This window comes from Edaphobacter sp., assembly GCF_028283685.1.
Lineage (GTDB): Bacteria > Acidobacteriota > Terriglobia > Terriglobales > Acidobacteriaceae > Edaphobacter.
In genome coordinates this window covers 186,126-212,385 of sequence record NZ_JAPWKF010000008.1, presented here as the reverse complement: position 1 = coordinate 212,385, position 26,260 = coordinate 186,126, and the positions used below count along the sequence as shown (strand labels likewise).

Genomic DNA, 26,260 nt, shown 5'->3' with positions numbered 1-26,260 from the left:
GATGTACTCCTACGCCGTACGGTTCCGGCATGCCTGGACAGCGGCCACAATATTCGGATAAGCGCCACAGCGGCAGATGTTGCCGCTGAGCGCTTCCTTCACATCTTCGTCTTTCGGTCCCCAAGGCTCTTTGAGCATGGCGGCGGCAGACATGATCTGGCCGCTGGTGCAGTAGCCACACTGGTAACCGTCATGCTCTACGAAGGCTGTTTGAACCGGGTGCATATGTTCGGGAGTTCCAAGACCCTCAATCGTGGTGATCTCTGCATTCTGCTGCATCGCCGCAAAGAGCAGGCAACTATTAGCCCTGCGACCATTCACGTGAACCGTGCAGGCTCCGCATTGCCCGTGATCGCAACCCTTCTTCGTGCCTGTCAGGTGAAGCGTCTCGCGCAACGTGTCGAGCACGGTGGCTCGCGGATCAATCTGCAGTTGATGTATGGTGCCATTCACTTTCAGAGTGACGGAGACACTGCCTGCCGGAGCTGTCGTTGCTTCCTGCGATGGTGCAAGCGATTGGGTAGATTGCACCGCAGCCGAAGCCAAGGGCGCAGCCAGGCCCGCAGTAGCCGTCGCCACGCCAGCGGCTCCAGCGCGGGAGAGAAATGCCCTTCGACTGAGCTTGTCCAGCGTCGTGAGTGTCTGTTGCCGTTCGTTATCCTTGGAGCTCATGCGATCCCTCCGTCATGCTGAAAGCCACGCTGCTACTTAACCTACGCTGGTACTTCGTAACGAATTCAGAGCACACCCATATCTAACTCCTGCACCGACTTCAACCGCAAAGGGACTGCAGGATTCTTGATCTCATGAGACTCCAGTCAAGCCCGGAATTACATACATCTCCGTTTTTACGAGATTAGCCCGATGAAACTCTAGAGGTTTACCTGATCCTGCCGAGTCTTTGCACAATCCTGTCGATCCACATTCTAAGCGGTGGCAATCCGCATCTCTCAGTCAGAAGGCTATTCGGCGTAACGGTGGGCCGGCCCAACAGACGATGGAGCAGGGACGTTAGATATGTCAGACACCAAACAGATCGTTGCGCTTTGGAAACGCGCGCGATTGCTCGATCAGCCTGTTTATCTTGCAACAGTCGTTCATATTCAGGGCTCGTCCTATCGGAAGGTGGGAGCCCGAATGCTTATCACTTCAGGAGGAGAACAAGCGGGAGGGATAAGCGGCGGGTGCTTGGAAGCTGAAATCAGTCGCAAGATCGCTTGGAACACTAGAAACGGTGCTGCAATTCAGAGTTACCAATCATCCTTCGACGACGATTTCGATAGCGTTCCTTATGGCTTGGGCTGTGGAGGCACAGTCTGGGTTCTTATGGAAACGGGCTCGCAAGCGGCAGCGGTACTAGATGCGGTTGAGCGGGCTAACGACCAAAGAGTCTCGTCGGTCATCGTCAGTGCTCTTAGGGATCAGTGCGGCACGGCCGCTGTCTTTGGAGGTGACGATTTAAACGTGTATGCACGTTTTGAGAACAGGCAGATCACGAACCTCCATACAGATGAAGTACGCAGCGCTGTTGCCTCTAAACAATGCATCGCTGTTTCACATGGACCATCGGTTGGTCTTCCAGAGTTCCTTTGCATGCCGGTTCTTCCCCCTGCTCGCTTGCTCGTCTTCGGTGCGGGCGACGATGCCAAGCCTCTTGTACGCTTTGGCGCGGAACTTGGGTGGCACGTGCATATCGCAGACGGTCGCTCTCATCTTGTTCGGCATGATCGCTTTCCCCAGGCTACGGCGGTCAAGGTTCTTTCATTCCGAAAAGATCTTCGCGATTCGCGTTCGAACGAGCAACTACTCACGCCCTTGAACGCGCAGCCGGATGATCTCGCTGTGATCCTTACGCATTCATACGAGCAGGACCGGGCTCTCCTCAAAGAGCTTCTGCTTCAACCACTGAAATATCTTGGTATCCTTGGCCCTCTCCATCGAACGAAGCGGCTTCTTGCCTCGATTGTCCCCGCACTTGGTGTCTCCGAAGACGAGTGCCTGGCGCGGCTTCATGCGCCCGTCGGGCTAGACATTGGAACGGGAGATCCGACGACCATCGCGCTCTCAATTGTCGCGGAGATGCAGGCGAAACTTGCTGGAAAGCGCGTGTCCATCTTTTATGACCTTTGACGAGGGACACTCTGCTTCGCAACAGTGATTGCCTGCGTCTGCCGCCTTCATCATCCGACCGCATCCGGGTTCAAGGGTTGACAATTCGTTTGCTACCTATCAATATTTCGTAAGGCAGCTATCGAATCGGGGTGCGGATGGCAGACAGGCAAAAGAACCTGAAACATGATTCGGTGGGCGCGTGGGCGAAGCGGTTGTACTTCGCATCCCGCGCGGTGATGGACTCGGTTCTGCGTCCCTACGACCTAGGGTCCACGCAGTGGTATGTGCTGTACCAGCTGGCGAACGAAGGACCGACGATGCAGCGCGATCTGGTGCGCATGCTCCAGATCGAGCGGGCTACGTTGAGCGGAGTTGTGGCGACGCTGGTGCGCAAGGGGCTCGTCGATCAGGCACCCGACTCCGACGATCAGCGTCAACGGATGCTTCGCATCACCCGCGCTGGCAGGAAGCTTTGGAAAGAGCTGCCCGATCCGATCGAACTCATTCTGACGGCCGCATTCGACGGCGCCGACCCTGCGGAGCTGGCAATCGCCCGTCGCGTGCTGCAGGTGGCAACGCAACGCCTTAATCAACACATTTTAAAAGGAGATCAAGCATGACCATCTTAGTGACTGGCGGAACGGGACTTGTGGGATCGCGGCTTCTGCGGCGGTTCGTCGATGCCGGTGTGGACTGCCGCGCGCTTGTGCGGCCGGGCAAAGAGGTTCCCGCCGGAGCTACGCGCGTGGAAGGCGATCTTCTCGATGCGGATTCGTTGCAGCAAGCCATGGAGGGCATTTCGGCGATCGTTCATCTTGCCGCGGTCTTTCGGACTCAGAATGAGGAGGACATCTGGCGGGCGAATCTCGATGGCACGAAAAACCTGATCGCTGCTGCGAAGGCATACGCTCCACAGATTCGCTTCATCATGGCAAGCACCGGCCTGGTCTACGATGCGGACGCATCGCATCCCGGCCTCGAAGAGGATGTGACCAGTCCCAGGCTCGCGTATCCGGCCAGCAAGATTGCGGCGGAGAACGAGCTGCGCAAGAGCGGACTTAACTGGAGCATCCTCCGTCTCGGCTTCGTCTACGGCGATGGGGACGGACATCTGGCCTCGGTACCGCCGCTGGTCGGGAGGTTCAAGTGGCACCCCGCGAAGACGTTCAGCCTTGTTCATCAACGTGACGTTGCGGGTGCGGTCGAGCTTGCTCTGACCGGGGCGATGGACGGTCAGATCGTCAACATCTGCGACGACGCGCCGACTAGCCTCTACGAGATGGCCAGCCTTGTCGGCTCTCCCATTGAGCCGTCCGCGGAGCCTTTGACCGATCCGTGGATGGGCCGTATGGATGGATCGCGGCTTCGCAGTCTCGGCTTTCAGCCGTCTGTGCCGACGGTGTATCGCGCAGCGCAGCAGGGAATCCTTTAGCCAACGCCCAGGGGAGGGGGCGGGAGCCGCCAGAGATGGCGCGTTTCCGCTCCCGCAGGCCGCAGTTACTCCGTGCCGAAGACGAAGATTGTGGTGGAGTGCATGGGATGGCCCGGCTTCAGCGTGGTGCTGGGGAAGTTGTGATGGTTGGGGGAGTCGGGGTAGTGCTGCGTCTCCAGGCAGAAGCCGTCGTGCTGCCGGTAGAGCTTGCCGCTGTGGCCGTGGTTGGTGCCGGTGAGGAAGTTGCCGGAGTAGAACTGTACGCCGGGCTGGGTGGTGAGTACGCGCAGGGTTCTGCCGCTTTGAGGATCGACGGCGAAGGCGGCCTCGCGCAGGGTGCCTGACTTGCCGTTGATGACGAAGTTGTGGTCGTAGCCGCCGGCGAGGTGGAGCTGCTCGTCGTCAGCATTAATGTGGGCTCCGATGGGCGTCATGTGGCGCAGATCGAGCGGCGTGCCTGCGACGGGAAGAATCCTGCCGGTGGGGATGAGGGTCGCGTCGATGGGCGTGAAGCTGCTGGCGTTCAGGCGGATCTCCTGCTTGAGGACGTCGCCGCTGGCCTCGCCTGCGAGGTTGAAGTAGGTGTGGTTGGTGAGGTTGATGACCGTGGGCTTATCAGTCTCTGCGGTGTAGTCGAGGCGCAGTTTGCCCGCATCGAGCGTGTAGCGGACGTGCGCGGTGAGGGTGCCGGGGAAGCCCATATCGCCGTCGGGGCTGACCAGGGTGAACTCTACGGCGTTCTCGCCAACAGCGCTGCCGTGCCAGGCTTTGCTGCTGAAGCCCCGCGTGCCTCCATGCAGGGCGTTGCCCTTGTTATTGAGGGGGACCTGGTAGGTCTTTCCGTCGAGCGAGAACTGTCCCTTCGCGATGCGGTTGCCGTAGCGGCCGACGACTGCGCCGAAGAAGTCCTTGGGGTCTTCGACGTACTGCGCGAGATTGTTGTAGCCAAGGACGACGTCGGCGCGCTTGCCGCTCTTATCCGGGGCTTCGACGCTGACGATGCGCGCGCCGTACTCACTGAGCTGCACGCGCAGCTGCGGGCTGGTGAGGGTGAACAACTTGACCTCACCGTCGGAGGCAGCCCCCCAGCGCTCCGACGTCACCGCAGCCTGCGCGCGTGTGCCCAGACCAAGAAGAACTGTTGCAATAACGATCGACTCTTTCCACATAGCCTTTTGACTCTCTCCCGGCGGCTGCTCCTCGGCGAGGTGCAGCCGCTGGCCGGTTATTGGACTGGAACGCGGATCACCGTCACGCTGTCGTGCGGCAGAACGACGGAGACGGCACCGTCCTTCGCCACCTTTGCGGTGCCCTCGAGAGGCAGAACATGCTTCGGCTCGATCTCATCGTTGCGCTCGTAGCGGCTGACCGAGTAGATCTGCTTCATCACCGCAGTTCCGGCGACGTGCAGCGAATCGAGGCTGAAGTGCGTGGGGATGTCCTGCTCAAGGCTGCGGTTGACGCAAAGCAGTGTGACGGTCTTGCCGTCTTTGCTGCGCGTGGCCACGACGTCGATGTAGGGGATGTCGGTGACATCGTCGAGCGGCTTCACGCCGCCTTTGACGGCGTAGGTGCCGGTATCGCTGGTGACAGGCAGCAGCGTGTCTCCCTTGACGTCGCTGTAGATCTGGAAGGCGTAGTAGGCGGGCACGGCGTAGACCTGCTCGCGTCGCTTCCAGACTCCGGCGAACTCCATGGAGCCGGTCATGTCGGCGATCTTCACCTGGTCGGTATGGCGGAGGAGGGTGTTGAAGAAGCCTGCCGCCATGACGGCGCCGCCCTCGTTCATCCAGCTGGGGCTCTCGTTGGTGAAGTTGCGTTCGCCGAAGCCCTTGCTGTTGAAGAGCCATTCGGTGATGGCGAAGTGAACCTTGCCGCGAAGCTTCGGGTCGGCATCAACCTGCGCCTGCACCTTGTCGAAGTAGGGGCCACCGGCGTAAGGGATGGCGTAGGCCGAGGCGGCGACAAAGTCGGGCGTCGGCTGCTTCATCTCCTGGTGATTGGTGCCGAGGATGAAGTGCAGCGAGAGATAGTTGAAGGTTCCGGCGGGCAGGGTAAGCTGCTGCGCGTTCCACTTGCCGTCGGCCATGGGGCCAAGACCGGTGGCGATGATCTCGGCATCGGGATCGACGGAGCGGACGGCCTTGCTGAAGAGCAGCGTGCGCGCCGCGATCTCGTTGATGGTGGGATAGCCGACCTGCCACTTGCCGTAGAGCTCGTTGCCGATCTCGTAGATCACGTGGCCCTTGTGATGCTCGCGGATGTAGCGCACCCAGTCGGCGGCCTCTTCGGGCGTGCCGCTGCCCATATTGAGGTTGAACTGCGGGATTGCGCCGGTGAGATCGCAGAGCTGGAGAAACTCATCGGTGCCGAAGTTGTTGTACTCGGGGATGCCCCAGGCGATGTTCTTGGTGGTGAGGCGCTTGTCCTCGGGGCCGATGCCGTCGCGCCAGTGATAGTACGAGCTGAAGTTGCCGCCGAAGCGCAGCTCGGTCATGTGCATGGCCTTGGCCATTGCGACCTCGTCGGGATCGAGCGTGCCGATGGCGTCGGTGGGCATCAGCGAGATCTGGTCGACGTCGACGCGCTCCACACCTTCGACCGAGACGGCGAAGTCGACGGGCTCGAGACGGCGCACGCTGCCCTGCTTCAGCTCAAGCGTCGCCGTGTACTTGGTCCAGTCCTTCGCGGAGGCCTTCATCGTCGCCTCGGCGAGCACCTTGCCGGAGGTGTGGCTGCGCAGCGAGACACGCAGGGTCTCCGGGCCGTTGAGGTGCTTGGCGTAGAGCGAGACCTTGTAGGTGAGCACGCGATGCACGGGCAGGTAGACGCGCTGCTTGATGCCGGTCAACTCGTCGGGCTGGCCCATGATTTCGAGCGACTGCCAGGTGTTGGCAGCGTCGCCGATGTGCAGCTCGAAGCGATTGCCGGCGTTGGTATTCAGGGACTGCCAGGGCAGCGGGATGCCGGTCTCGTTGGAGGACTCGATCAGCTCGGGCTGCTCGCGAAACATGTTCTCGAGATTGACGTGGTTCCACAGTCCGTCTTCGAGGCTGCGGTTGACCAGGATCTCGGCAGAGATGCCGTTGTTGATGGAGTTGCCGATGGGCTCGAGGAAGCTGCCGAAGAGCGTCTCGGGGACGGTCCTGGTTCCGTTGGCCGAGACATGCACCTCGACCTCGTGCGGCATTGGGTGCGAAGACGTGATCTGCGCCATGCTGGTGCCCGTGATCGCGCAAGCCAGGCCTGCGGTCCATGATGCGGCACGCAGACTGCGTGTCCTCCGATAGCGATGCTTCGTCTCCGGCAAACCCTGCTCCTTGTGTAGTTCGGAGGGATGCGGACGACCGCATCCCCCGGTGTGAGTTTCTTCCTGCGATATTCAAGGCGGCTTAGAACTTAATCATGCCGCCGATTTGAATGATGCGCGCAGCGTGTTGCGTGGAGGTGATGAGGCCAAAGTTGGTGCCTGCCGCCACGCCGCTGTTGGGATTAGCGAACTGGGTGTGATTCCAGACGTTGAAGAACTCGCCGCGCAGCGTGAAGGTCGACTCCTTGAACAGCGGGAAGACCTTGTGGACGCCCATATCCCAGTTGTTGATGCCGGGACCACGCATGCTGTCGAAGGACGAGGTGCCGAAGGCGGCGCGTGCCCGCTCTGTCGTACCCGGCTTGAGCGGCAGCGATCCGTTGACGAGGTTGACGGGGTCACGCGAGGGATCGACGTAGCAGGCGCCCTGCTGTTCGGTCTGCCCGACGGTCTGCGACTTCAGCCAGTAATGCCCGTTGGTGCGGACGTCCTTATTGGAGAGCGCGGACCTGCCGTCGCAGTAGGTGTTGGCCCGGATCTGACCGGGGGACCATGCGGTGTTGTTGGGTGCCGTCATGGTGAAGGGCAGGCCGGAGCGCATGGTGACGATGGCGTCGAGATCCCATCCGCCGATGACGGTATTCATCAGTGCGTTGGAGCTATTGCCGAAGTGACGGTTGTGTCCGTAGGGCAGCTCCCACACACCGCTGATGACCAGCGACTGCGGAATGTTGGAGGTCGACGGGCCGTAGTCGCAGCCCGGCAGGCAGCTGCGGCGCTGGTTGAGCGTACCGTTGCTTCCCTGCTGCGAGGCGGCCATCGCCTTGGAGTAGGTGTAGTTCGCCATCAGGCTGAAGCCGTCGGAGAACTGGTGCTGGAACTTCACGAGGAGGGCGTTGTAGTTGCTGTAGCCGATGTTATCGACCTCCTGCATGTAGCTGAACTTGCCGTTGTAGGGATTATTGGAATCGAAGCAGAGGTTAGACCCGGGAGAGGAGCAGTCGAAGGGGTTCCAGTTGAGCGGCAGACGATGCGCCGCGTTGCCGATGTAGGCGACGTCGACGAGATTCTTGGCGCCGAAGGTATGCTGCACGTCGAAGTTCCACTGCTCGACGTAAGGCGAACGCTGCGTGGCGCTGAAGTACTGGATGGGGCCGGTAATTGCATCAGCCTGCGGCTGGGTGATCTGCCCCACGGTGAAGCCAGGCATCGCATTGACGCCGAGAACATACTGCGGATTGGGCTGTGTATTCGAGACCGCGTTATTGATGGTAATGACCTGCGAGACGACGGCGTACTGGAAGTTCACCGCCTGCTGCGTGGTGTAGTACATGCCCCATCCGGCGCGGACGACGGTGTTCTTGAGCGCGGGCGGGGAGTAGGTGAAGCCGATGCGCGGCGCCCAGTTGGTCATCGTCATCGGATAGACCGAGGGATTGGCCTGTCCCAGCGCGGCGAAGGTGGGCTTGCCCGCGGTGAAGTCGAAGCTGTGGACCAGATTCTTGTCTGGACCGCTGGGATTGGGCGAGGTGGCGCCGTACCAGGCGAGGGCAAGGTTGGCAACGTAAGGTTAGGCGTCACCTTCCAGGTGTCCTGAACGTAGGGCTGCGCGGTCGTCCAGCGCAGATGCGTGCGCGGCATGCCGATGGACTGGCCGGTGTTGAGATCACCGAGCAGGAAGTCGGCGAAGGAGCTGCCTGTGCCCGCGACCGGCGTCAAGCCGCCGGGGGCGAACTGTGCCGTGAAGTTGCCGTTGAAGTTGAAGGCGCCACGGGCATTCGCGTTGGCGCTGGACTGGATCGTGCGCAGGTAAGCGATGTCAGCACCGAACTTGATCTGATGATTGCCGTGCAGCCAGTTGAAGCTGTCCTGGAGCTGGTACACGTTGTCGAGGTTGCCGATGAGGCCGGTCGAGGTGCCGAAGCCGCTCCAGCCGCCGTTGGCAAAGCTGATGGCGGGAACGCCGTTTACATCGGCAGTGCCCTGGATGCCAAGCTGGGTCTGAATGCCGTTGACCGAGACGCCCTGCGAGTAGACCGAATCGCGGATGCCGCCGAGACGCAGCACGTTGACCTTGTTCGAGCCGATAGTCGAGTTCCAGCCGATGTTCACCAGCTCCGTGTCGAGCGGGAATGAGGTGCCCTGGCCGGGGAAGAGGCCGGGGTTGACCACGGGAGAGTTGAGCCAGTTGCCCTGCGCGAAGATCTGGTTGGCAGCGTTGATGCTGTAGTCGATCTTGCCCATGAACTGATCGGACTTATAGGTCGCCTTGGGCGTACCGACGACGTTGTTGGTCGTCAGCGTGGGGCCTGCGGTGTAGTACTTCAGCAGTCCCTTGATGTTCTGCGAGATGCGCGCATCGGGAATCTTGTTGCCGGGGAAGGGGCTGCGCTGGCCGGTCGCGGGGTTGTAGGTCGCCGGGTCGTAGATGGTCACGCCGGTGTTGGTGAAGTCGCCGCCGAACATCGCCGCGGTGGGAGTAGTGGCGTTCTGCACGTTCGACGTAGTGCGCCGGTAGCCCTCGTAGTTGACGAAGTAGAAGAGCTTGTCGTGCAGGATGGGACCACCGAAGTCGAAGCCGAACTGGTTGAGATGGTACGGTCCGGGCGCGGTAGGCCTGCCGGTGGCGTCGACGTTGAAGAAATCGCGCGACTGCATCTGGTTGTTACGGACGAATTCGAAGACCTCGCCGTGAATCTTGTTGCCGCCGCTCTTGGTGACGACGTCGACGATGCCGGGGTTGGGCCCGAGGTCGGGCATGAAGAAGCCGTAGTGCACCTCGAACTGATCGATAGCGCCGACCGAGAGATTCAGCGAGGTGTTGCCGGCGCGGCTGCCCAGCGTCTGCAGGCCGTTGACGACGTAGAGCGTGAAGTCCGGCTGGTTGCCCGCGATGTTGATGGAGACGTCGTCGTGACCGGTCTGCGAGGTCGAACTGGCTGCAGCGCCCGAGGTGGGCTGCGTCGCGCCCGAGAGCAGGCCCAGCTGCAGAAAGTTGCGATTGGCCAGCGGCAGCTGGTTCACGCTGCGCGGCCCGATGACGGTGCCGAGGTCGTTGGACTCGGAGTCGAGCAGGTTGGTGAGGCCGCTGGCGTTGACCTCAACCGTCTCGGTGGACGAGGCGCTGAGCGTGGCGTTCAGGCTGGCGCGCTGGCCAACGGTCACGGTGAACTGCGAGATGCGGTAGGAGGCGAAGCCGTCCTTCGAGGCCATCAGGCCATAGGTGCCCGGCTGGACGGTAGGAAACGAGTAGTTGCCGCTGCCATCGGTGACGGCGTTGAGCGCCACACCGGTGGCGGCGTTGGTGAGAACGACGCTCGCGCCCTGGATCACGGCGCCGGTGGAGTCGGTCACGGCTCCCTGCACCGACGAGCTTCCGCTCTGGGCATACGCCGACATGGCACCGCAGGTGAGCAGGATCGCGGTCAGGACAAGCTTCAATATTTTTCTAAAATCGTGCATACAGGCCTCGAAAAGACACATGCCTCAAATCGCAGAGGCACAAAATGTAATGCTTTACATTTGCGAAAGAGAAGCATACGTTTCGCGAAAAAATATTGTCAAGAAGTAATTCAGGCACAGAGAGACTTGCCATTCGTGTCGCCGTCGCTTACTTATACTGAGCAGCACATCTTTGCATCTGGCGGGTCATTCATGGATATAGCTGCGGTCGCCCGAAGGGCCGGTGTCTCCACCGCAACCGTCTCGCGGGTCATCAACTCCTCGAGTAAGGTGCGGGAGAACACGGCCGCAAAAGTACGGGCTGCGATTGAGGAGTTGAACTATCGCCCCAACAGCAGCGCGCGATGTCTTCGCTCCGGGCGCAGCAACCTGTTCGGCATCATCGTCTCCGACATCCGCAATCCCTTCTTCCCCGACCTGATCGAACACTTCGAACTCCTCGCCACGCAGCACGGCATCGACGTCACCATCGCCAATACCGGTTACAACGAGCAGCGTCTCGTCGCCGCAGTGCGGCGCTTCTTCGAGCGCGGTATCGACGGGCTGGCCATCTTCACCTCCGAGGTGAGCAACGCCACCATCGAACTGCTGCGCTCGGCCGATGTGCCCGTCGTATTTCTCAATCAACCCGCGCTGGCCGGGGACTTTCGCACTGTGACGGTCGATTACATTCAAGGCTTCGTCGAGGCGATCGAGCACCTGCGCATGCTGGGGCATAAGAAGATCGGCTTCCTTGCCGGGCCGGTGACGCAGAACTCGGCCAACCGCCGCCGCAAGGCGTTTCTCGCGGCGATGAAGGCCTGCGATCTCTCACTGCGCGACGAATGGATCTTTGAAGGCGACCACCGCCTCACCGGCGGACGCTTTGCCGCGGAGCGGCTCTTCACGATGCGCAACGCGCCGACAGCACTGGTCTGCTCAAACGACATGATGGCGATCGGCTTTCTGGAGACGGCGAGCCGCCTGGAGCGCCGCGTGCCGGACGAGGTCTCGCTGATCGGCTTCGACGACCTGTTCGTCTGCGAGGTGGTGCATCCCGCGCTGACCACGCTGCACCTCTCGCGCAAGGAGATCGCCACGCGCGCCTTCTATGCGCTGCAGGCCAGCCGCAACGAGAGCCTGGAGCACGAGCCTGCGGTCATCTCGCCGTATCTTGTTCCGCGTGCATCAACGGGTTCCGTCGCACGGCTTAAGAGCAAGGCCGGATGACGCGGATGTAATGCTTTACATCAATCCACCCGGGGGCGTATTTTTTACCCTTATGAATCGCCGACACTTTCTTGGCATGGCCCCCGCCGCGCTTCTTGCAGGCAGCACCTCCGCGCAGGCGCCCGATTCGGGCGATCGCTCATATATCCAGCCGCGCACCGGCGTTGGGCCGTTTCATCGCACCGGCGCGGGCAAACAGCCAAACATCTTTTTGATCACGGCAGACATGGTGAGCCCCGATCTGTATCACCCGGATCGCCCGCTCTCGAAGCACGTCAAGATTCCGAACATCCGGTCGCTGATGACCGACGGTACGTTCTTCTCAAATGCCTTCTGCACGGTGCCGCTGTGCGCGCCGTCGCGGGCGTCGTATCTCACCGGGCGTTACAGCTACATCCAGGGCAACGGCGAGCGGGCGCCTGAGGGGCTGGAGACGCAGCTGCGTCCCACAGACACCATCTTCCCCGAGTACCTGAAGGCCGCTGGCTATCTCACGCGCCAGTCGGGCAAGGGCCACGTCGGCACGCAGAAGTTTCTCGACGCCTTTGGCGAGAACGACCAGCCGTGGGATCGCTGGTCGCCGCCGGTCTTCGACGACGAGGGCTTTCTTGCGTACCAGCGCAGCCTTGGCGTGAAGCCGCAGAAGTACTCCCGCGAGATCGTCTTCCGCATGCAGGACGGCAAGACGCCCGGCAACTCCGCCGGTGGCTGGATCGTGCAGGAGGACGGCAAGCCGTTTCCGTTCGAGGCGCACTACTCCTGCTACCTGGCCAAGCGCTCGGTCGAGACACTGCGTTCGCTGCTGGAGACGGAGAACCCGGGCAAGCATCCCATCTACCACCAGCTCGACATCTTCGATCCACACCAGCCCTTCTCGATCCCGGCAGGTTATGAACAGCGCGAGAAGGAGCTGCGCAGCGCGATGACGTTACCGAGCTCCTACGAAGCCTCGCGCAAGCGCGACTTCAAGAAGTGGGAGAACGAGCCGGAGATCCTCGATGTCTATCGCAAGTACTGGGGCATCTACGATCCGCAGACGCTGATCGACTATCGCGTGGCGTACATCCTGCAGATGGAGGTGGTCGATCGCGCTATCGGACTCTTTCTCGACGAGCTGCGCAAACAGGGGCTGTACGAGAGCTCCCTGGTGATCTTCACCAGCGATCACGGCGAGATGAACGGCCGCCGCGCCATGGTCGATAAGGGCGTGTACCTGTATCCCGACGTGCTGCGCGTGCCATTTGTCGTCAAGCCGCAGGGTGGTTCGCAGACGAAGGTTGTCTCCGATTCGATCTCGCTGCTCGATCTGTCGCAGACGATCCTCGACGCAGCTGGCATTCAGCCTGAGGCGAAGTTCGACGGCGTCTCGCTGCTGCCTGCGCTGGCGGGTAAAGCCGGTGACGCGGCACAGCAACCTGCTGTTCTTCGGCGGCTGGCACGTGGGCGTCAACTTTGCCTGCGGGCTGCAGCATCGCACGCCCGACGGCGGACACTTTCTCTACGCCTACAACGCCAGTTCGCCCAGCGACGAGCTGTACGACATGCACTCCGATGACGCGGTCAACCTGATCGACGACCCGAAGTACGCCAGGGTGCGCGAACAGATGATTCTCGCGCTGGGCGAGGAGCTGCAGCGGGACCCGCGCTGGATCGGTTTCTGGGCAGAGTTCCGTGTGGCCCGATACAATTCTCTTCCCAGGACAAATGGCGATATGCAGCTCTTCACCAAGCCTGCCTGATCCTGGCCGATGGCCCACGCATGATCCTCGACAGGCACGATAACGGACTTTCACGGCGACGCACATTGCGCATCGTGCTCGCCTTTGCCTGTGTGTATCTGTGCTGGGGATCGGCCTTCGTGGCCATTCGATATTCCGTGCAGACGATCCATCCGGCGTTTGTGGCCGGCATCCGTTACCTCATCGCAGGAGGCATCCTGCTGTCAGTGCTGGCAGTGCGTGGATCGTCGCTGAAGATCGGACGGCGCGACCTGACGCGGGTGACCGGCCTCGGCCTGCTGATGTTTACCTGCAACACGCTGCTGCTGAGCTATGCCGGACGCCAGCTGCCAGCAGGTTTGACGGCGCTGATCATCGCCACGATTCCGCTGTTTATGGCCGTGCTGGAGGCCCTGCTCACCAGGAACACCTCACCGACGCTCTCCAGTAGGATCGGCATCGTTCTTGGCTTTTCGGGCATTGCGCTGCTGCTGCGGCAGAGCGTGCGCGAGGGCCTGCCGGTGCAGAGCGCAACGCCTGCGGCGATCGGCCTGATCGTCGCTGCTTTTGCATGGGCACTGGGCTCGGTTCTGCTGAGCCGCACGCAGTTCCAGGCTCCGGCGCTGGTGTGCACGGCGTGGCAGATGATGATCGGCGGCGCCATCGACGTCCTCGTCGGGCTGGGGACCGGGGGCTTCCAGTCCTCGCATGCGAGCAAGGGGCCGTGGCTGGCGGTGATGTTTCTCGCCATCTTCGGAACGCTGGCAGGCTATACCGCCTACACGTACCTGCTGCGAAATGTGTCGATCTCGTCGGTGGCGACGTATGCGTACATCAACCCGCTGGTGGCGGTGGTGCTGGGATGGCTGCTGCTGAATGAGCCTCTGTCGTTCAGCCAGGGAGTGGCCGTTGTGATTGTGCTGGCTTCGGTGGCGCTGGTGGTGAGCGCGCCGAAGACGCCGGCGCAGGGCAGTACGCCCATCGCCGGCCAGGTTCTCGGAAAGTAATTTTTAGATTGAGTTGAAGCGGCGACCTAAAGGTCGCCGCTCTTCATCTGCTTTACGGCGTAGTCGCAGGCGCGCGCCGTCATCGCCATGTAGGTGAGCGACGGGTTCTGGCAGGCGGACGAGACCATGAACGAGCCGTCGGTGACGAACAGGTTCTTGATATCGTGCGCCTGGTTCCAGGAGTTGAGCACCGAGGTCTTCGGATCGCGTCCCATGCGGGCGCTGCCCATCTCGTGGATACCCTCACCCGGGGCCGACGGAGTCTCACGCAGCGTGATGTCCTTGGCTCCCGCGGCCTCGAGCATCTCCGCGCCTGTCACCTGCATGTCCTTCAGCAAGGCGTACTCGTTCTCGCGCCACTTGTGGCTGATCTTCATGGTTGGGATTCCCCACGCGTCGACCTTGTCCTTGTCGATCTCGAGATGATTCTCGTGATTCGGCAGGCACTCACCGAAGCCGGCGAAGGTGAAACGCCATGGACCCGGCTGGTGCAGGGTGTGCTTGAAGTCGGCACCGAAGCCCAGCATCTCGCTGCCACGGCCCCAATCGTCGCGACCGCCACCGCCCTGGAAGCCGTAGCCACGGACGAAGCCGGGGTGCTTGTCCTTCACATTGCGGAAGCGCGGCACGTAGATGCCGTTGGGACGGTTGCCGATCTGCTGACGGTCTTCGTGGCCGGGGATGATGCCGGTCGCGCCGCCGCCCATGATGTGGTCCATCAGGTTGTGGCCCAGCTCGCCGCTCGAGTTGGCGAGGCCGGTCGAGAACTCCGGTGTCGCCGAGTTCAGCAGGATGCGTGCCGACTCCAGCGTCGAGGCGCAGAGGAAGACGACCTTGGCGTGGAACTCCATCGCCTCCTTCGTCTGGCCGTCGATGACGCGGACGCCGGTGATCTTCCGTGTCTTCGGGTCGAAGATCAGGCTATGCACCACGCTGAAGGGACGCATGGTGAGCTTGCCTGTCGCCTCTGCCGCAGGCAACGTGGAGTGAATGCTGCTGAAGTAGGAGCGCGTGATGCAGCCGCGGGCGCACGGGCCGCAGTAGTGACAGGCTGCGCGGCCGCGATGCGGCACGGTGAGAATCGCGGTACGTCCGATGGTCAGGCGGCGATCGGGGAACTTCTGTGCGATGACATCCTTCATCACCAGCTCGGCGCAGTTCATCTCCATCGGCGGGAGAAACTTGCCGTCGGGAAGCTGCGGAAGATTCTCGGCCTGGCCGGTGACGCCGATGAAGTCTTCCACGTAGTCGTACCAGGGCTCGACGTCCTTGTAGCGGACGGGCCAGTCGACGCCGTGGCCGTCCTTGAGGTTCGCCTCAAAGTCGAGGTCGCTCCAGCGATAGCTCTGCCGGCCCCACATCACGGAACGTCCGCCGACGTGGCGGCCACGCAGGAAGAGGTAGGGCTGGTCGGGCGGAGTGGTGTAGGGGTTTTCGATGTCGTTGACGAAGAACTTGGAGTTCCACTCATCGCCGATGTGGCGCTGGATGGGCTGGTTGACGGCCTCGTACTTGCGGTCGCGCATACCCCGGAACTTGATGTCCCAGGTGGGGACGTGTTCCACGTAGTCGCGCTCGGGGACGATGCTCTGCCCGGCTTCAAGCACGATGGTCTGGAGGCCTTTTTCGGTGAGCTCCTTGGCGGCCCAGCCGCCGGTGATGCCCGAGCCGATAACGATAGCGTCGTAGGTGTTCGACTTCTGTGTCTGCATGTTCATTGCGCCACCGCCGAATCCAACGGAGCGCAGCCTTCGTGACCGGGGGGAATGATGAACTTGCCCAGCTCCTTCTCGAAGCCAATCTCCGAGGTGTAGTAGCCGGCCAGCGTCAGCTTCTTCATGGTGTAGAAGAAATTTGTGGGAGGCGGGGTGGTCTGCTCAAGCGAGACCTTGGTCCGCGCAGGCGAAGCCTTGAGGGCCGTGGCGAACTGCATAGCGCCTTCGTCCATGGCGTGCATCATCTGCGTCCGCTGATCGGCGGTGCAGGCGGTGAAGTCCTTGCCGAACTGCTTGCGGCTCTGGGTATCGACGGCGGTCAGACCGTCGAGGAAGACCCTGGTATCGGACGGGTCGTACCATGCGGTCAGCAGCAGATCGATAAACTCGTTGACCTTGGCGCCCTTTGCTCCGGGGGTATTGGTCTCCGGGATGATCATCTCGGAGATGACGATAACTGTCTCATTCTGATGAGGATTGAGGGTCTTAAGGCCCGGCGCCTGGGCCACCTGCGCGTGCGCCGTCTGAATAAGAGAGATTGCTTCCAGAGGAAGTGCAGAGATAGCTGCGGTCGAGCCCAGCAGCCTGAGGACATCACGTCGGTTCATCAAGAAACTCCAGCCCTGCCGTGCCCCGTGAGGCTGCGGCTCATAGAGGAAAGACTCATCATGTGGCTTTCCGTTTTGCAATTTTGCCGCACAAAATTCAGCCTGGGCGGCGTCCGCTGAGTTGTGACCACTATAGACACCCGGAGTTTCAATCGGCAAACAGGACTTTCCTGAGGCGAAAAAGCGGAAGAAGTGAGACAGGGGTGGCGATCCGGCTGCGGGTAGTGCTAGAATGACAAAAGTGTCTGCAGCTTGACGCGGCAGTGTTTCAACGCCTGCCACCTCCGCAGACCGGGCATCCCGAACATACGAGGATTTCCCGGACGGCAGTGGTTACGATCTTCTGGATCGAACCTGCTTGAGGAGGCTCTGCGAACAAAAGATTGGAGTAAGCCATGGCTCAGAAGTGTGATCTTTGCGGCAAGGGTCCGCAGTTCGGAAATAACATCTCGCACGCCCACAACACCACCCGCCGTCGCTGGAACGTGAACCTGCAGTCGGTCAAGGCCGTCGTCGAGGGAACCTCGAAGCGTGTTCGCGCCTGCACCAGCTGCATCAAGACCGGCAAGATCGTTAAGGGCTAAGCCATCGCGGCCTCTCCGGAGGCCATCTTGAAGGCACAAAAAATTTGCCCCAGCCGCTACATCGCGGGCTGGGGCTTTTCCTGTTTATTAAAATATCTTCGCTTACGTCCTGCTTATTTCGTCCTGCCTACTTAGTTTAAAAAGGCAAGGGCCGAGAGATTGCTTTGTGCAGTCCTCGGCCCTTGCCTGTCTCTTCCTAAACTGCCTGTCGAGGCGACTTACTGCTTGTCGAATCCCAGCGAGGCGCTGTTGATGCAGTAGCGCATGCCTGTGGGCTGCGGGCCATCCGGAAAGATGTGTCCCAGGTGCGCGCCACAGTTGGCGCAGGTGACCTCAATCCGGCGCATGCCGTGGCTGTTGTCCTCGTGGGCCTCGATCGCGTCCGCCGAGATGGGCAGCCAGAAGCTTGGCCAGCCGCTGCCGGAGTCGAACTTCTTGTCCGAGGTAAACAACCCCGCGCCGCAGGAGCCACAGGTGTAGGTTCCTGAGTCATGATTGTTGAGCAGTGCCCCGGTAAAGGCGCGCTCGGTCCCCTTTTCGCGCATCACGTAGAACTGCTCGGGCGTCAGCAGTTCGCGCCACTCCGCCTCGGTCTTGTGAATCTTGTGCTTTGAAGTATTTGTCTCGGTCATCATCTCTCCCCCGTCTTCTGACGATTAGATGGTGTAGCAGGCTGCACGGTTACAGCGTGGCGATGACCTCGATCTCGACCAGCACATCCTTGGGCAGCTGGGCGACGGCGACGGTGGAGCGCGCGGGAGCAACAGCGCCCGCAGGCGCGAAGTAAGTGGCGTAGATGGCGTTCATCGCAGCAAAGTCTGCCATGCTCTTGAGGAAGACGGTGGTTTTGACGACGCGGGTGAAGTCAACGCCGGCCGCAGTAAGCACTCCCTTCAGGTTTTCGCAGACGCGAGTGGTCTGGGCCTCGATGCCGCCGTCGACGACCTGGCCGGTCGCCGGGTCCAGGGCTATCTGCCCGGAGGTATACAGGGTGCTGCCCACGCGCACGGCCTGCGAGTAGGGTCCGATGGCCGCAGGGGCCTCTGTGGTCGAGATGGCTGTCTTTGAATCGCTCATGCTGCCAGTCTACCGTCACCCCAGGCGAGGCGCATACGTATCCCAAGAGAGAGCAAACGCCCCACGAGGGCGCATAAGTTCGCGGTATGCAAACTGTTGCGGCCAACCCGGCGGGCCGTTGGCCGCCTCCAACGTCAAACCAGCAGAATTTGCGATGGGGTAACATGAGTGCCCTGCGCTCGGACTATGATTCCGGCCAGCGGCAACTAATTAAAAACGAAACGCGAGGAGAACGACGATGGGAATACTCGACACGATTTCGCAGCTCGCAGGGCAGGCAGGGGACGCATCACAGGGAGACCAGGCCAAGGTGGCCGGAGGGTTTATCCAGGCGCTGACGGCGCATCCAGAGGGCATCGAGGGCGTGCTGGCGAGCCTGAAGTCCAACGGCATGGCTGACCACATCGGCAGCTGGATGAACGGACAGGCCGCCACAGCCACTCCGGAGCAGGTGGAGCAGGGTCTCGGTTCCACTGGTCTGATTGAAAAAACGGCAGAGCACGCGGGTGTCTCGCCCGCAGTGGTCAGCTCGGCGCTCGCCATCATCCTTCCCATGGTCGTTCAGCACTTCGCTGCGAACGGCAACACCGCCACGGCAACCGCCACGACGGAACAGGGCGGCATGGGCGGACTGGCGCAGCAGATCCTCGGCAAGTTTATCTCGTAAGCCAAAACAGCAACCCTCAAACCCAAGCCGGAAACGCTCCGGCGATGAAGGAGAATCTATGGCTGATCTGGAACAGCTTAAATCGAAGTACAGCGGCGTCATCTCCACGATCGAAAGCTTCGGTGAGTATGGTGCGAAGGTCGAAGCAGTCGACCTGGCCGGGGAGCAGCTTCACATCAAGGCGAGCGTGCCTTCAAAGGTCGTCGCGAACCGCGTATGGGACGCGATCAAAAAGGCCGACCCGACCTACGCCGATCTGAAGCATGAGATCGCAACCACCGGTGGCGACGATCAGCCGTACACGATCAAGTCGGGCGATAGCCTCTCGAAGATCAGCAAGCTGTTCTACGGCGACGCGAACAAGTACGGAGAGATTGCGTCGCACAACGGTATCGCCAACCCGGACAAGATCTCTGCAGGCGCTACGATCAACCTTCCGCCTCTCGACTAATCGTTTTGAACAGAAGAACGGCCGTTCCGGTTACACGGGACGGCCGTTCTCTTTGCGCTGGGTTGCGCTACCTTGGTCCCGGAGAATTCGGCGGGTCTGGAGTATCCGGCACGTCCGTCGATGCGCCGTCGAGCGCTCCGGCGAAGTAGCTCTGGCGTGCGTCGATCTTCGCATCGGGATAATCGGGCACAGTGACGTGGATGCTGTGCAGCCCCGGCGCAGGCTGGCCGTTGTCCGCCGGCTGCGGCGTGAAGCTGAGCAGGTAGTAGTTGTGGATGCGGTTGCCCAGCTGGTGCAGGCCGTTGTCGAAGCCCTTCTGCGTGGTGAAGTTGATGTATTCGCCGCCGGAGAGCGAGGCCAGTGTCTTGGGAGCGTTCTTCTTGGCCGCGTTGACGGCCATGACCATCAACCCCAGCATGCCGGAGCCGCCGCCGTAGCGCAGGCTGTCGAGCATCTCGCTCTTGCCGGGCGAGAAGGAGACGGCATCGACGACGGTGTTGGTCTTGCCCAGCGCGGCGATCACCTCGGCAGGCTTCTTGTGGCTGCCGTGGTCGCGGGTCTCGCTGATGAGCAGGATGGCGTGGCGGTTGTGGTCCTTGTGCTCTTCGAGCATGGCAGTGGCCCAGGCGACGGCATCGAAGGTCGCGGCCTCGCTGTCGTCGCAGGGCTCAAGGTTCTTGAGGGCTGCCGAGGATTCATCCGCCTGGTCGGTGAAATCGCTCAGGATGGTCGCCTCTTTGCCATAGCTGGCCACGGCGACCTGCCGGGGAGCGCCGCCCACCAGCGACTCCACCATGGTGCCGAGGCCGGAGATGCGCGCATACTGCGCGACGGCGCTCCGGCTGCACTGCACCAGCACCACCAGCGTCAGGCCGAGTGAATCGGTGTCCTCGTCCATCTGGATCTTCTGCGCCACGCCGTTGTCTTCGACGACAAACTGCTCGGGCTTGAGCGCATAGATGATCTCGCCCTTCTTCGTGCGCACCGTGGCAGGCACCAGCACAACATTGGCCTGCGAGCGCAAGGTATACGGCTGGTCGGTTGTTGCTGGTCGGGCTGCTGCTGTTGCTGCGGGGCTGGCTGTTGTGGCGGAGCTGCACTCTGCGCGAAGGCGCAGCCCGTTAACATGACGCCACACGAAGCCGCGCGGAAGAGAAGGCCCATGCCGAAAGTGTATGGCAAGGCCGGTGTCCTGCACGCTTCTGCGCCGCACGATATAGTGCCAGCAGAGATACGCATGATGATGACCGCTGACGACACTTCCCTCCCCTCCGCGCAGAAGCTCACTTACCCCACGGCCCGCAAAGACGACCAGGTGGACGATTACTTCGGCGTGCAGGTCGCCGATCCCTATCGCTGGATGGAGGATCTCGACGCGCCGGAGCTGGCCGCGTGGATCGCAGAAGAGAACACGCTGACACGATCAGTGCTGGATGCCGTGCCGGAGCGTGCGGCGATGCACGACCGCCTGATGCAGTTGATCAACTTCGAGCGCTACACGGTTCCACGGCGCAAGGGCACGCGCTACTTCTACTCACACAACAGCGGCCTGCAGAACCAGAACACCCTCTACTGGACGGAGGGACTCGACGGGACGCCGAACGTGCTGCTCGATCCGAACACGATGTCGGCCGACGGCACGGTGGCGATCGCGGGCCTCAGCGTCTCCGACGACGGCATGCTGGCGGCCTACGCTATCGCCGATGCCGGATCGGACTGGATGAAGTGGTACGTCCGCGACGTGACGACAGGCAAGGATCTGCCGGATGTGATCGCGTGGTCGAAGTTCAGCTCGGCCTCGTGGCTGAAGGACGGCAGCGGCTTCTTCTACGAGGGCTACGATGCTCCCGAAGGCGATGCGCTGAAGTCGACCAACTACTTTCACAAGGTCTTCTTTCACAAGCTGGGCACACCGCAGAGTGAAGACACGCTGGTCTTCCATCGTCCTGACGACGGCGAGCTGAACCTGGGCGCCGTCGTCACCGATGATGGCCGCTACCTGCTTCTTCTCCAGGCGAAAGGCTCAAGCCCGAAGAACGAGCTGTCGGTGAAGGATCTGCAACAGCCGGATGCTCCGGTGATCGCGATCGCGTCGGTGGCCGACGCGCTTTACTCGCCCATCGACAACGACGGCACGCGCTTCTGGATTCACACCACGCTGGATGCGCCGAACGGCCGCGTAATCGAGGTCGATCTCAACGACCTTGCGCGAGAGAACTGGAAGACGATCATCCCCGAGGGACGCAATCATCTCGACGGCGTCAGCATGATCGACAACACGCTGATCGCCAGCTACCTGGCCGACGCGCAGAACATCGTGGAACTGCACTCGCCGGAGGGCCATCACATCGGGCGGCTCACGCTGCCAGCCATCGGCACCGTGGCGGGCTTCGGCGGCAAGCGCACGGACACGGAGACCTTCTACCTCTTCACCAACTTCACGACGCCCTCGACGATCTATCGCCTGGAGATGGCCTCGCGCGAATCGACGCCATACCGCGAGCCGAAGCTGCAGTTCCATCCCGCCGACTACGAGACGAAGCAGATCTTCTACACCAGCAAGGACGGCACGCGGGTGCCGATGTTCGTGAGCCACAAACGCGGTCTCAAGCTGGATGGCAACAACCCCACGATGCTATACGGCTATGGCGGCTTCAACGTCTCGCTGCAGCCGGAGTTTTCGTCGTCGAACCTGCTGTGGATGGAGATGGGCGGCGTGTACGCACAACCCAGCCTGCGCGGCGGCGGGGAGTACGGCGAGAACTGGCATCTCGCCGGGACGAAGCAGAACAAGCAGAACGTCTTCGACGACTTCATCGCCGCGGCGGAGTGGCTGATTGCCAACAAGTACACGATGTCCGGCAGACTTGCGATCTCCGGAGCCAGCAATGGCGGCCTGCTGGTGGCGGCCTGCGAGATTCAGCGGCCCGATCTCTTCGGCGCGGTGCTGCCTGCCGTAGGCGTGCTGGACATGCTGCGCTTCGACAAGTTCACCATCGGCTGGGCGTGGAAGACCGACTACGGCGCGCCCAGCGAGAACGAGGCAGAGTTCGAGGCGATCTATCGCTACTCGCCGTTGCAGAATGTGAAGCCGGGCACGGCGTATCCGCCGACGCTGATTACGACGGCCGACCACGACGACCGCGTCTTTCCGGCGCACAGCTTCAAGTACGCTGCCGCGCTGCAGGCTGCGCAGGCAGGCGCCAACCCGATCCTCATCCGGGTGGAGACGCGGGCCGGCCACGGCGGCGGCATGCCGCTCTCCAAGCGCGTCGACCTGGTCGTAGATCAGTATGCTTTTCTGTTGATTACGCTGAGGATAGCGGCCTCCATCACCGTTTCGTAATCAGCTGCCCGGTAACCAAATAGCTACCGGGGTGTACCAAAATGGGTGGTTCATTTTCGCCATTTAAGGCCCATACTGCATGTGCTGAGGGTGTGCGAGCACTCAAGCCCGGCACGGTCAGTAATGTGAATCCGGGCACGGTGCCAGCGCGTCAGATAGATGGAAACGGAAAGGGGTCGTTTGTATGAGACTGAAAATTTCCATGGCCATACTTCTGGCGTTCAGCCCTGTTTTCGCTTTGGCGCAGCCAGGACAGGCCACGCCACGCTCTACTCGTACCCCGGTCGTACACGATCGCGCTCCTAAGGCGCATGTGCACGTCACACAGGCACGACAGCGCTAAGAAAGAAAACTAATTGCTCTCCTAGGTTCTCTCAAAGGACACCACCAAAATGAAAGGCTCCCTTCGCGGGGAGCCTTCGGTGTCTTTGCGTGTTCGAGAGCCTTATGCCTCAGCGACCGCAGGTGCGGTTTCAGCAGCTGGCACAACCTTCTTCGGAGCAGGCTCGGCCTTCTTCGATGGCGCGAGAATGGCGTGCAGCGTGGTGCCTTCCATGCGCGGCATGAACTCAACGACGCCGGCCTCACCGATGTCCTGGATGAGTCGGTTGATGATCTTGTAGCCGAGATCGCGGTGCGCCATCTGGCGTCCCTTGAAGCGAAGCGAGGCCTTCACCTTGTCGCCCTCGCCCAGGAAGCGTACAGCCATATTCTTCTTCGTTTGGTAGTCGTGCTCGTCTACCGTAACGGAGAACTTCACTTCCTTGATGACGATGACCTTCTGCTTCTTGCGCGCCGCGCGATCGCTCTTGTCCTTCTCGTACAGGAACTTTCCATAGTCCTGAATCTTGCAGACGGGGGGGACGGCATTCGGAGAGATCTCAACCAAATCCAGAGAGCGCTCACGAGCAATCTTCAGGGCATCGAAGGGGGCCATGACGCCCAACTGTTCCCCACTCTCGTCGATGACACGGACTTCGCGGGCGCGGATCCGTTCGTTGGTGCGAATAAATGACTTGGCAGAGCGCTTATCGATCGGTGGAATATTTGCCTCCACAGCGGGCATTCAAGCTCGCCATGCGTAAATGTTATGGGTTTCGGGCCCTATGTTTGGCAGGGGCGCCGCACACAAAAGTATAACATTCCTTGGGATGCAGGACCTTCACGGAACGATGTAGGCCGCCAGGGAAACATCGCGACAAGGAGTTCCGCCATATTGGCCCGAACTTCCGCTCCGTTTTGCCGGGACGGATGAGCAGAAAAGACGGAAGATAGACCGTCCGACCGGTGTACCGACAGCTGTTGTCCTCGCAGGCGAGGGAAACAACTTCGAGTGGCCATCTCATGTATCGTTCTCATGTATCGTAAGGATCGCGGGTGCGTTTAACCGTGGGTGTATCTCGCAAATTCCAAGCTTTTATCAGGTTCTTTCCCTCCAAGGAGACGGTGTATGAAGCGTCGTGTATTGCTCGTGGATGATGAAGTTGCGGTACTGCTGACGCTCAAGGCCGTGCTTGAGATTAACGGCTTCGATGTCGACACCGCCGCGTCCGCGCGAGAGGGCCGCCTGAAGCTGCGCTCCCACGAGTACCACATGGTCATCACGGACATGCGCATGGAAAACGACCAGGCAGGCGCAGAAGTGATCGCCGCCGCACGCACCGCCACCTATCACCCGGCCGTCGCCCTGCTCACAGCCTTCCCCATGGCTGATGAGGACTGGCAGGAGCTGGGAGCCGATCACATGCTGGTGAAGCCGATGCACACGCGCCGCCTGCTGGAGCAGATCGATCAGCTATTAGAGACGCACACCCGCAAGCTGGCCACCCTGCCTGCCGCCGCCAAAGCCGCAGCTCCCGCAAAGGCGAAGAAGGCGATAGTCGCGAAGAAGGCTGCTCGCAACGCGAAGAAGACTGTTCCAATAAAGACTGCTGGCGCAAAGAAGACGGCCCCAACAAAGAGGACCGCTCAATCCAAGACGAAAAAGACCGCCGTTCCCAAGAAAGCGGCCGTTACGAAGAAGCCGATCAAGGCCACCAAGCCTGCCGGCGCGGCGAAGAAGCCAGCCAAGGCCGCAGCCCGGACTCGCGGCAAGGCCTGAACTCTGCGCTAACTCAACGCTGCGCGTGGGTCTTCATAAACTCGCGCAGCGACAGATTGGTCTCCATGGCGCGACGGACACCGTCGTCCATCAAGCGCAGCCACTCCGAACCCGGTTCTTTCATATCCAGGGTTCCCAGAAGATAGCTGGTCTGTACGATGACTTCGAGCGAATTGCTCAGGTCGTGCACCAGCTTGCGAACCTCAAGGGCAAGGTCTGCGGGGATCGTCTCCACCGCAGGCACAGCGGCAGGAGTTTTTGCTGACTTCATCTGTTCTTTCATGGGTCCTGTTCACTCTCAAACCAAGTAGACGCAAATTCCAACCGGGAGTTTGGCTTCTCTCTGAGGATACCCGCGGACTTCAGCTGCATTGACATTGGGTCCGGTTTTTGAAAGACTAAAGTCTCGCGGTTACAGTGTTCAGCCTTACTGGCAGGGCGTGTACGACCGTTGCCGAAGTGGCGGAATTGGCAGACGCGCATGGTTCAGGTCCATGTACTCGCAAGGGTGTGGGGGTTCGAGTCCCCCCTTCGGCACCATAAAAGATTTATTGAAAAAGGAGCGCGATGCGCTCCTTTTGGCATTTAAGCCCCCAGTCGCCGCATCAGCTAATATCTAAAGAGGGCGCTCCACAACGGTCCGCCCGGGATACCGCATGCCGACGCAGCTTGATCAGATCCTCGCCCATACCCTGCTGGAAGTGAACGCCCGCAAGGCCTCCGCAGACATCGCCGCACTAGAGCGTAAAGCTGCCTCTCACACTCCGCGAGGATTTATCTCCCGCATGCGCGAGGTCGCAGCAACAGGGCCGGCCATTATCTCCGAGATAAAAAAGGCCTCCCCCTCCCGCGGACTGATCCGCGCCGAGTTTCACCCTGCGACGCTGGCCAAGGGATTCGCCGAAAACGGCGCTGCCTGCCTCTCGGTGCTCACCGACCAGGAGTTCTTTCAGGGATCGCTCGCCGACCTCGAGGCCGCGTCCTCGGTCGTCAGCATTCCCTGCCTGCGCAAGGACTTCATGCTCGACCCCTTCCAGATCCTCGAAGCCCGCGCTTATGGGGCCGACTGCATCCTGCTGATCGTCGCCGCGCACGAGGACCAGACGCTCAGCGACCTGCGCGATGAGGCAGTACAGATGGGCCTCGACGTCCTCTGCGAAGTGCACGACCGCGCCGAGCTGGATCGCGCCATCGACCTCGGCTTCGACATGATCGGCGTCAATAGCCGCGACCTGCGCACCTTCACCATGCATCCGGAGCTGCTGCCTGAGCTGGTCTCGGTGATGCCTGCCGAAACCGTCAAGGTAGCCGAGAGCGGACTTCGCACTGCAGAGGATATCCGCCTGCTGCGCGAGGTGGGCTATCACGGCTTCCTGATCGGCGAGACGCTTATGCGGCAACCCGACCCCGCGGGAACGCTCGCCCTGCTGCTTGACCGCGACTACGCGAGCGAGTTCTAAC

The 26,260-nt window shown here is 61.2% G+C and carries 25 protein-coding genes and 1 tRNA gene; 14 read left to right on the top strand and 12 right to left on the bottom strand.

The features are described 5' to 3' along the window. Positions 1 to 9: 9 nt before the first annotated feature. Positions 10 to 672 (bottom strand): 2Fe-2S iron-sulfur cluster-binding protein, encoded by a 663-nt coding sequence (locus tag PW789_RS15900; protein ID WP_299378320.1) that lies wholly within the window; start codon positions 670 to 672, stop codon positions 10 to 12. Between the two features lie 345 nt (positions 673 to 1,017). Here PW789_RS15900 and PW789_RS15895 point away from each other — a divergent pair, with 345 nt between their 5' ends. The 3 genes from PW789_RS15895 (at position 1,018) to PW789_RS15885 (ending at position 3,544) form a co-directional block, all read left to right on the top strand. Continuing rightward, a complete protein-coding gene (locus tag PW789_RS15895) occupies positions 1,018 to 2,130 on the top strand; it encodes an XdhC family protein (RefSeq protein WP_299378317.1) in 1,113 nt (370 codons plus the stop codon). Positions 2,131 to 2,267: 137 nt separating this feature from the next. Beyond that, on the top strand, positions 2,268 to 2,732 hold the full coding sequence (locus PW789_RS15890; protein ID WP_299378314.1) for a MarR family winged helix-turn-helix transcriptional regulator: 465 nt from the start codon (positions 2,268 to 2,270) through the stop codon (positions 2,730 to 2,732). Beyond that, on the top strand, positions 2,729 to 3,544 hold the full coding sequence (locus tag PW789_RS15885; RefSeq protein ID WP_299378311.1) for an NAD(P)-dependent oxidoreductase: 816 nt from the start codon (positions 2,729 to 2,731) through the stop codon (positions 3,542 to 3,544). Before PW789_RS15890 ends, PW789_RS15885 begins: the two co-directional genes overlap by 4 nt. A gap of 65 nt (positions 3,545 to 3,609) precedes the next feature. Here PW789_RS15885 and PW789_RS15880 read toward each other — a convergent pair whose 3' ends face one another. From PW789_RS15880 to PW789_RS15865, 4 genes are all read right to left on the bottom strand, one after another. Then, positions 3,610 to 4,713 (bottom strand): aldose epimerase family protein, encoded by a 1,104-nt coding sequence (locus PW789_RS15880; RefSeq protein WP_299378308.1) that lies wholly within the window; start codon positions 4,711 to 4,713, stop codon positions 3,610 to 3,612. Positions 4,714 to 4,769: 56 nt separating this feature from the next. Then, the gene (locus tag PW789_RS15875) at positions 4,770 to 6,854 is read right to left on the bottom strand and encodes an alpha-L-arabinofuranosidase C-terminal domain-containing protein (protein ID WP_299378305.1); all 2,085 of its coding nucleotides are present in this window, start codon (positions 6,852 to 6,854) and stop codon (positions 4,770 to 4,772) included. A gap of 82 nt (positions 6,855 to 6,936) precedes the next feature. Continuing rightward, positions 6,937 to 8,268, bottom strand: coding sequence for a hypothetical protein (locus tag PW789_RS15870; RefSeq protein ID WP_299378303.1), 1,332 nt, complete (start codon positions 8,266 to 8,268; stop codon positions 6,937 to 6,939). 2 nt (positions 8,269 to 8,270) lie between these two features. Further along, a complete protein-coding gene (locus tag PW789_RS15865; protein ID WP_299378301.1) occupies positions 8,271 to 10,295 on the bottom strand; it encodes a carboxypeptidase-like regulatory domain-containing protein in 2,025 nt (674 codons plus the stop codon). Between the two features lie 213 nt (positions 10,296 to 10,508). Here PW789_RS15865 and PW789_RS15860 point away from each other — a divergent pair, with 213 nt between their 5' ends. From PW789_RS15860 to PW789_RS15845, 4 genes are read left to right on the top strand one after another with little or no spacing between them, the layout of a single operon-like run. After that, positions 10,509 to 11,525 (top strand): LacI family DNA-binding transcriptional regulator, encoded by a 1,017-nt coding sequence (locus tag PW789_RS15860; RefSeq protein WP_299378298.1) that lies wholly within the window; start codon positions 10,509 to 10,511, stop codon positions 11,523 to 11,525. A gap of 52 nt (positions 11,526 to 11,577) precedes the next feature. Beyond that, complete coding sequence (locus PW789_RS15855) at positions 11,578 to 13,080, top strand: sulfatase-like hydrolase/transferase (RefSeq protein WP_299378295.1); 1,503 nt, start codon at positions 11,578 to 11,580, stop codon at positions 13,078 to 13,080. Continuing rightward, the gene (locus PW789_RS15850) at positions 13,067 to 13,264 is read left to right on the top strand and encodes a hypothetical protein (RefSeq protein ID WP_299378292.1); all 198 of its coding nucleotides are present in this window, start codon (positions 13,067 to 13,069) and stop codon (positions 13,262 to 13,264) included. The genes PW789_RS15855 and PW789_RS15850 overlap by 14 nt, the downstream gene beginning before the upstream one ends. Positions 13,265 to 13,284: 20 nt before the next feature. Further along, complete coding sequence (locus tag PW789_RS15845) at positions 13,285 to 14,250, top strand: EamA family transporter (RefSeq protein ID WP_299378289.1); 966 nt, start codon at positions 13,285 to 13,287, stop codon at positions 14,248 to 14,250. Between the two features lie 26 nt (positions 14,251 to 14,276). Here PW789_RS15845 and PW789_RS15840 read toward each other — a convergent pair whose 3' ends face one another. Both PW789_RS15840 and PW789_RS15835 read right to left on the bottom strand, forming a co-directional pair. Beyond that, positions 14,277 to 15,968 carry a GMC family oxidoreductase gene (locus PW789_RS15840; RefSeq protein ID WP_299378287.1) on the bottom strand — a complete coding sequence of 564 codons (1,692 nt, stop codon included), beginning with the start codon at positions 15,966 to 15,968 and terminating at the stop codon, positions 14,277 to 14,279. Beyond that, a complete protein-coding gene (locus PW789_RS15835) occupies positions 15,965 to 16,573 on the bottom strand; it encodes a gluconate 2-dehydrogenase subunit 3 family protein (RefSeq protein ID WP_299378284.1) in 609 nt (202 codons plus the stop codon). The genes PW789_RS15840 and PW789_RS15835 overlap by 4 nt, the downstream gene beginning before the upstream one ends. A 395-nt stretch (positions 16,574 to 16,968) precedes the next feature. Between PW789_RS15835 and rpmB the strand changes: the two genes are divergently transcribed. Further along, positions 16,969 to 17,157 (top strand): 50S ribosomal protein L28, encoded by a 189-nt coding sequence (rpmB, locus tag PW789_RS15830; protein ID WP_299378282.1) that lies wholly within the window; start codon positions 16,969 to 16,971, stop codon positions 17,155 to 17,157. A 218-nt stretch (positions 17,158 to 17,375) separates the two neighbouring features. Here rpmB and msrB read toward each other — a convergent pair whose 3' ends face one another. After that, complete coding sequence (msrB, locus tag PW789_RS15825; protein WP_299378860.1) at positions 17,376 to 17,789, bottom strand: peptide-methionine (R)-S-oxide reductase MsrB; 414 nt, start codon at positions 17,787 to 17,789, stop codon at positions 17,376 to 17,378. A gap of 49 nt (positions 17,790 to 17,838) precedes the next feature. Continuing rightward, on the bottom strand, positions 17,839 to 18,234 hold the full coding sequence (locus tag PW789_RS15820; RefSeq protein WP_299378279.1) for a RidA family protein: 396 nt from the start codon (positions 18,232 to 18,234) through the stop codon (positions 17,839 to 17,841). A 238-nt stretch (positions 18,235 to 18,472) separates the two neighbouring features. On the opposite strand from PW789_RS15820, the gene PW789_RS15815 reads away from it, so the two are divergent. Together PW789_RS15815 and PW789_RS15810 are read left to right on the top strand one after the other, a co-directional pair. After that, positions 18,473 to 18,901: a YidB family protein gene (locus PW789_RS15815; protein WP_299378276.1), complete on the top strand. Its 429-nt coding sequence runs from the start codon at positions 18,473 to 18,475 to the stop codon at positions 18,899 to 18,901. A gap of 58 nt (positions 18,902 to 18,959) precedes the next feature. Further along, positions 18,960 to 19,352 carry a LysM peptidoglycan-binding domain-containing protein gene (locus PW789_RS15810; protein ID WP_299378273.1) on the top strand — a complete coding sequence of 131 codons (393 nt, stop codon included), beginning with the start codon at positions 18,960 to 18,962 and terminating at the stop codon, positions 19,350 to 19,352. Positions 19,353 to 19,419: 67 nt separating this feature from the next. On the opposite strand, the gene PW789_RS15805 is transcribed toward PW789_RS15810, so the two are convergent. Continuing rightward, a complete protein-coding gene (locus tag PW789_RS15805) occupies positions 19,420 to 20,490 on the bottom strand; it encodes a VWA domain-containing protein (protein WP_299378270.1) in 1,071 nt (356 codons plus the stop codon). Between the two features lie 24 nt (positions 20,491 to 20,514). On the opposite strand from PW789_RS15805, the gene PW789_RS15800 reads away from it, so the two are divergent. Beyond that, on the top strand, positions 20,515 to 22,698 hold the full coding sequence (locus PW789_RS15800; protein WP_299378267.1) for a prolyl oligopeptidase family serine peptidase: 2,184 nt from the start codon (positions 20,515 to 20,517) through the stop codon (positions 22,696 to 22,698). A 445-nt stretch (positions 22,699 to 23,143) separates the two neighbouring features. Here PW789_RS15800 and infC read toward each other — a convergent pair whose 3' ends face one another. Continuing rightward, positions 23,144 to 23,764, bottom strand: a complete 621-nt coding sequence (gene infC / locus PW789_RS15795; protein ID WP_299378265.1) for a translation initiation factor IF-3 — start codon at positions 23,762 to 23,764, stop codon at positions 23,144 to 23,146. Between the two features lie 384 nt (positions 23,765 to 24,148). Here infC and PW789_RS15790 point away from each other — a divergent pair, with 384 nt between their 5' ends. Then, complete coding sequence (locus PW789_RS15790) at positions 24,149 to 24,799, top strand: response regulator (RefSeq protein WP_299378263.1); 651 nt, start codon at positions 24,149 to 24,151, stop codon at positions 24,797 to 24,799. Between the two features lie 13 nt (positions 24,800 to 24,812). On the opposite strand, the gene PW789_RS15785 is transcribed toward PW789_RS15790, so the two are convergent. After that, a complete protein-coding gene (locus PW789_RS15785; RefSeq protein WP_299378261.1) occupies positions 24,813 to 25,070 on the bottom strand; it encodes a hypothetical protein in 258 nt (85 codons plus the stop codon). A 182-nt stretch (positions 25,071 to 25,252) separates the two neighbouring features. Here PW789_RS15785 and PW789_RS15780 point away from each other — a divergent pair. Together PW789_RS15780 and trpC are read left to right on the top strand one after the other, a co-directional pair. After that, positions 25,253 to 25,339 (top strand) — tRNA-Leu (locus PW789_RS15780). A gap of 116 nt (positions 25,340 to 25,455) precedes the next feature. After that, a complete protein-coding gene (trpC, locus tag PW789_RS15775; protein ID WP_299378258.1) occupies positions 25,456 to 26,259 on the top strand; it encodes an indole-3-glycerol phosphate synthase TrpC in 804 nt (267 codons plus the stop codon). Position 26,260: the final 1 nt, after the last annotated feature.